At 39.7% G+C, this 5,583-nt stretch carries 2 protein-coding genes and 1 pseudogene; all 3 read left to right on the top strand.

The genetic code is table 11. The features are described 5' to 3' along the window. Nucleotides 1-119: 119 nt before the first annotated feature. Nucleotides 120-380, top strand: a pseudogene (locus tag HXY43_RS24785) (histone deacetylase); the annotation flags it as partial. 42 nt (nt 381-422) lie between these two features. Further along, nucleotides 423-4,730 carry an AAA domain-containing protein gene (locus tag HXY43_RS24790; protein WP_290889261.1) on the top strand — a complete coding sequence of 1,436 codons (4,308 nt, stop codon included), beginning with the start codon at nt 423-425 and terminating at the stop codon, nt 4,728-4,730. Continuing rightward, a complete protein-coding gene (locus tag HXY43_RS24795) occupies nt 4,708-5,493 on the top strand; it encodes a hypothetical protein (RefSeq protein WP_290889264.1) in 786 nt (261 codons plus the stop codon). The genes HXY43_RS24790 and HXY43_RS24795 overlap by 23 nt, the downstream gene beginning before the upstream one ends. The last annotated feature ends 90 nt before the right edge of the window (nt 5,494-5,583 follow it).

The raw sequence follows: 5,583 nt of genomic DNA on the forward strand, positions 1-5,583 counted from the left end.
TAGTTTTATAGTTCTTGAAATATCTAAGTAGTGACCAAGCCTTACACTGCTTCTAATGTCGCACTTTTGTACTCTTTATCTGTTTTTTCCGAGTTTATTCGGTAGGTGCAAGATATGAGTTATCGGATATCAAGCCTGATTTAGTTTTTTACGATGCAGGTGTCGATCCTCATGTAGGCGATCGCCTGGGAAAATTAGCTTTAACCGACACTGGCATTTACCGTCGGGAAATGCAGGTTTTGAGTACCTGCGTTGCAGCTGGCTTCCCTGTTGCCTGCGTTATCGGTGGCGGTTATGCTGATGACCTAAATGGATTGGTTTATCGTCATTCTTTGGTGCATCGCGCTCCTAGTCAGGTGTATCGGCAGTTGCGACTTTGATACGGTACTGTCTAAATAGTCATTTATTTACAAGCAAATTCCTTGAACATTAAAACAAACTCCGAAGATTGGGGCTATATTTTCGTAGGTTCGGCCATAGATAGTTTGATCCGCAATCTTGAAGGTAACGTTGCCCTTGAATCATATGTTGAATTTTGGGAGCGGCGAGAATGCGCCAACGAGTTAATGTATGAATGTGTTGGTCAGAAGCCTCGCTTATTTTATGTTCGCCGTCAGGGAACTGGAAAAGAGCCAACAGAAGAAATTTGGGAATTGATCCTAGCAACAGACCGAGATGATTTTCAATTACCCCGAAGATTGGAGAAGCTAGGAAAAACGTTAAGATTCAGAGCAGCTGTAAAAAAAGATGGATATGGCGGTTTAAAAATACTGTCCACTCAGTTGCTACAACCCTCACGGGGACACGCCGATGGCTATGCTGTAGCTTGTTGCTTGCGTTTGCTACCTAACCATGAGCATCATATTGGTATTCCGCCAGGGGCGTTAGCACGGATAGCAGCCATGCCAGTCTGCGGCAATCACGTACCTACAGAAGATCAGCTCAAAGCTTGGAAAGCATTTTTGCAGGTTGAGGAAAATATTGCTAGGGCACGTCAGTTTTGTGTGCGTTTTTTGAGTCATAACTATAAATTTGGTACAAGGCGGCTTACCTTTGAGATTGATGTAGCCTCAGCCACACTTGACGGTTTTAATCAAAATTCCTTGGATGTAGAAAATTTCTGGGAACGGGTAAAACGGGCAAAAAACGAAGAATTGAAGTTGTTCGAGACTGCTCCCACAGGAAAAAACGGTCATAACGGTCGCGAACTAGGGTCTATTGAAGAAGTTGACCCCAAGCGTTGCATCATCAGCGTCAGGCTAGAACGCGACTTAACTGATTACATGGCGGCAAAACGTTATCAACTACCAACAACCGGATTCTTGTTTTTCGAGGCAGTTGGTGACATCAAACAAATTCAACGTAAAAAAGAAGCCTTGGAACAGTTAAAGCAAGGACGTACCCAAAATCCCTACTTGGGCAACTTCTTATTCGACGCTTCCCAGGCAAGACACATCAAAAAAACTGTCAAACTGCAACCAGAGGATTTGTTGTTATCCTCAGCTAATCCTGGTCAGAAAGCAGCAGTGGAAACTGTGCTTGCAGCCGAAGATTTAGTTCTCATCCAAGGGCCGCCAGGTACAGGCAAAACTACTGTGATTGCCGAGATTTGTTATCAAGTTGCCCTTCGGGGTGGACGCACTCTCATTGCTTCTCAAGCGAACTTAGCAGTTGATAACGCCCTCAGTCGATTAGTTCACAACCCTGTGATTCGGGCTGTGCGAAAGGGACGAGTCGAGAAAGTTGGGGAGGAAGGACAGCCATTTTTGGAAGACCAAGTGATTGGCACATGGCTGCAAAATACCGCTCATGACTGCGAAACCAGTCTTGCCGAAAGGCTCGACAATGTAAGAGTTTTACGTCAATTGCTGGCATCATCAAAACGATTCAAAGCGTACTTGAAAGAAGAAGAAGAATTCAATCAGAAACAAAATGAATTAAAAAATGCCAAGGCAAACTTAGAGGCAAACTGCAAAAATCAAGAAACAGCTTACAAGGAAGCCTTAGCTAATAAAACTGAGGTTGAATCCCTAATTACAGGATTAGAGAATCTGCTCGATACTGCACCAAACGTAAACTGGGAAAACCCAGAATTTAAAAATTTATTGTCACGTCTTCATATCTATACAGAAGGCAATATTTTAGTAAAAAAATTTTTGGAAAATGTTCGTACAGCTATCAACTATACTCATGAACTTGGCTTGACTCGCCCTGCGCTTGGTGCATTTGGATTGGCTGTTTGGTTGCGTGAAACTGTAGCAACGAAAATTTCTGAATTTAGAACAGCACTCAATTATGCTCAGGAAGCGGCGATCGCCATGCCAGAGGTTGCGACATTGGTGCAGGTGTTCAGACAGAATTCTAACTATTTGCATCAGCTACAAACAGATTATCAGCAATTCCTTAGCAAGCAACAAAATCTACAGCAAACAATCCAGATTTGGGAAAATCGCCAACGCGAAATTGATTATATTATCGAAGCAGTTAAAGAATGGAAATCTACAGCATATTATCATCTGTATCAAGTATTAAATAATTGTCAGCAAACTGGTCTAGAGTTAACAGACGAGTTAGTGGATTTACCGCTAGGTTTGTTGATGTTTGCTAATACATTAAAATTACCGCTTGTGCCCAAAAACTATAAAATTAAACTGCCAGACTGGCAAGCTTTGGCGAAGGCAATGGCTTATGAAGTGGAAGGGAGATTTATTGACCGAAAAGGTAAACAGTATAATTTTAGTTATTTTTTACAGCAAAATTTAAGTCAGATTCCAATAGTGCTATCAAAGAGCGATCGCACCCAATGGCAGCAAATCTATCAACAGTTTAATAATTATCAACTACTCACCCCAAATCAGCGAAAATTACTGGTTGAGAATACCCAGTTTTTTTTGGGTAGAATGCAACAGATGTATGGTGCAGCATGGCAACCAAATAACATTGATGCTACTCTCACCCGTATTACACAAGAATTGCTAGATTCCATCCTCGCCAATGCACGTAAATGTGTTATCCAAGTCAAAACAGAAGCCGAACAACAGCTTAAGCATTTGCAAAACCAATTAAATGAACTTCAGAAAAATGACATTACCCAACAGCAAATATCCACTGCGCAATCCCAATTAGAAACAGCAAGACAAGATGCTAATTTGAAACTTGAACGAGTTATCACTACTTTGCAAGAACTTAACCAACAGCAAAATGTACCTAATCAATTACGCATTCTAGCTGAACAATATCTCACCAAGCAATCAAATATTTGGGAGAAGCACCAAGAATTCTCAACACAATTACATGCCTGTGCAAGCTGTATAACTCAGTTGGAAAGCTTAATTTCATCATTAGAGCCTTTTGCTGTACTGAATATTATTAAAAACTCTCTGCATGAACATCTCCCAAGACTAGAAGCAGAAACTAAAATTTCTATCCAAAAACTAGAAGAATCACAAAGAAAGCTACGTGAATTAGAACAACAATTACAGCCAATCCCATCAGATAAATTAGTAGCTGAAAGAAATTGGTGGGAGGTACAATGGCAAGCAATACCAGATAGTTTTAAGCTAGAATTTTCTTTTACTGATTTGTTTAATATGGATTTTTTACACAGCATTAAAACTAAGTTTAATACTTGGCAAAAACAACTCCAAAAAGAAGAAAATTATCTCAATCGATATCAGCATTTTATTCAAAATTGGATTGGAAAATTACGCAATCCATCCGAGCGCGATCGCAACGATTTAAGGCAAATTTACCTAGATAATGCCAACGTCGTTGGTATCACTTGTGTTCAAGCTGCAAATTACAATTTTTCCCAAGAATTCAAATCCTTTGATGTCGTCATTATCGATGAAGTTAGTAAGTGTACTCCACCAGAATTACTAATCCCAGCTTTGAAAGGCAAAAAGTTAGTAATGGTAGGCGATCATCGCCAATTACCACCTATGCTGGATACTAGCACTTTAGAAGAAGTTGCTCAAGCAATGAGCAGTACAAAAGCAGAATTGCAATTCTTAGAAGAATCTCTATTCAAAAGTCAGTTTGAGGCTGCTGATGAAAGCATCAAGCAGATGCTAACTACGCAGTATCGAATGCATCCCTTTATTATGGGAGCAATCAATCAGTTTTATGAAGGTAAATTAGAATGTGGTATTTTAGAGCCTGATACAAAACGCGCACATGGTCTGGCAGGTAAAATAATCCAACAAGAACAACATATTATTTGGGTAAAAATACCAGGAGAAAACGAGTTTCAAGAGCAACGTGAAGGAACTTCATTCTTTAATATCCGGGAAATTGATGTGATTGAATTACTGTGTCAGCAGTTCGAGAGTGTTTGGGCTTCTAGAGTTGCTAATGGTGAACCGAAAAAAGAAATTGCTGTGATTACATTTTATGGTGCTCAACTCAGAAAAATTGATGAGCGCCTGCAATCTGAACTTTTCCCTTCGTTGCAAATTCGTACTGGTACTGTTGACCGATTTCAAGGTATGGAAAGACCAGTTGTGATTGTTAGTATGGTTCGCAATAATAGTAAGGGAGATGTGGGATTTGCCAAGAAGCCAGAACGGGTTAATGTTGCTTTTTCCCGTGCTCAAGAACTGCTGGTAATTGTGGGTTGTCACGATTTATTTACCCATCAACCAGGCAAAGTTGGAGGTATGTACTCACAGGTTTCAAACATTGTACGTCGTCATGGAGGTTTAGTTGATGTTTCTCGGGTCTTCTGCTAAACCTATTGATGATAGTCTCAAGAATTTGGTAGACGAAATTGAAGCGCAAAGCCCTGCTTTGTCAGTTTTAGCAGCGTGTCAATTCCGCTATAGTTTACGTCAAACTTCTGTAGAAGTAACTATCAAGGAACCACGACCATTCAATGTACTCGAAGAGTTTATAATTCGTGCAGGTATAGAACTTGATCCTCCGCCAAAAGCTGATGAATTAGCATCTGTACTTGGTCTTGATCCTGTATTCGTGCGAAGTGCGATCGCAACTCTTCAGACGTTACAAACTTTGGATGTGACATCGCCAATTACAGTTACTCCTGAAGGGCGTTTATTCTATGAAAAAGGATCTGTACCACAGCCTCCAGAGTCTTTACAAATTTATGCTATTGCAGACCCTTTAGGTGAAAAGCTTATTTTTCAGTATGAACCCTTAAACGATGTACCAGTAAACCTGCCTGACTTGGCAGATTTTATAAATACTGATAATACAATTGCTGATATTTCTTCCTTATCGCTTGAGGAAATACAACAAAGTATTCAGGCTTCAGGTTTAGGACTTCATGTACCAAAAGATGGAAAAATTGTCATTTCTTGTAGGATCATAGCTCCAACTAAAATAATTTGGAAAAAAATATCACTTTTTGTGATATACAATGTACTTGAATATAAATTAAGCCTGCAATTAAGAAATGGAAAGCAAATTTTAGAGTCAGCATCAAACTTGCTAGAAGCACTGCAATCCAGGGTAAGCTCATCTAATTTAGTATAAAAATAGCTTGACAAATTAAACAAGACAAGAATAATCAGCGGTGTAAAAAACGTACTTGACATCAGAGCAAGATAAGTGAGATGACTTCCA

Origin of the sequence: Fischerella sp. (assembly GCF_013388695.1) — a bacterium.
Taxonomy (GTDB): domain Bacteria; phylum Cyanobacteriota; class Cyanobacteriia; order Cyanobacteriales; family Nostocaceae; genus PCC9605.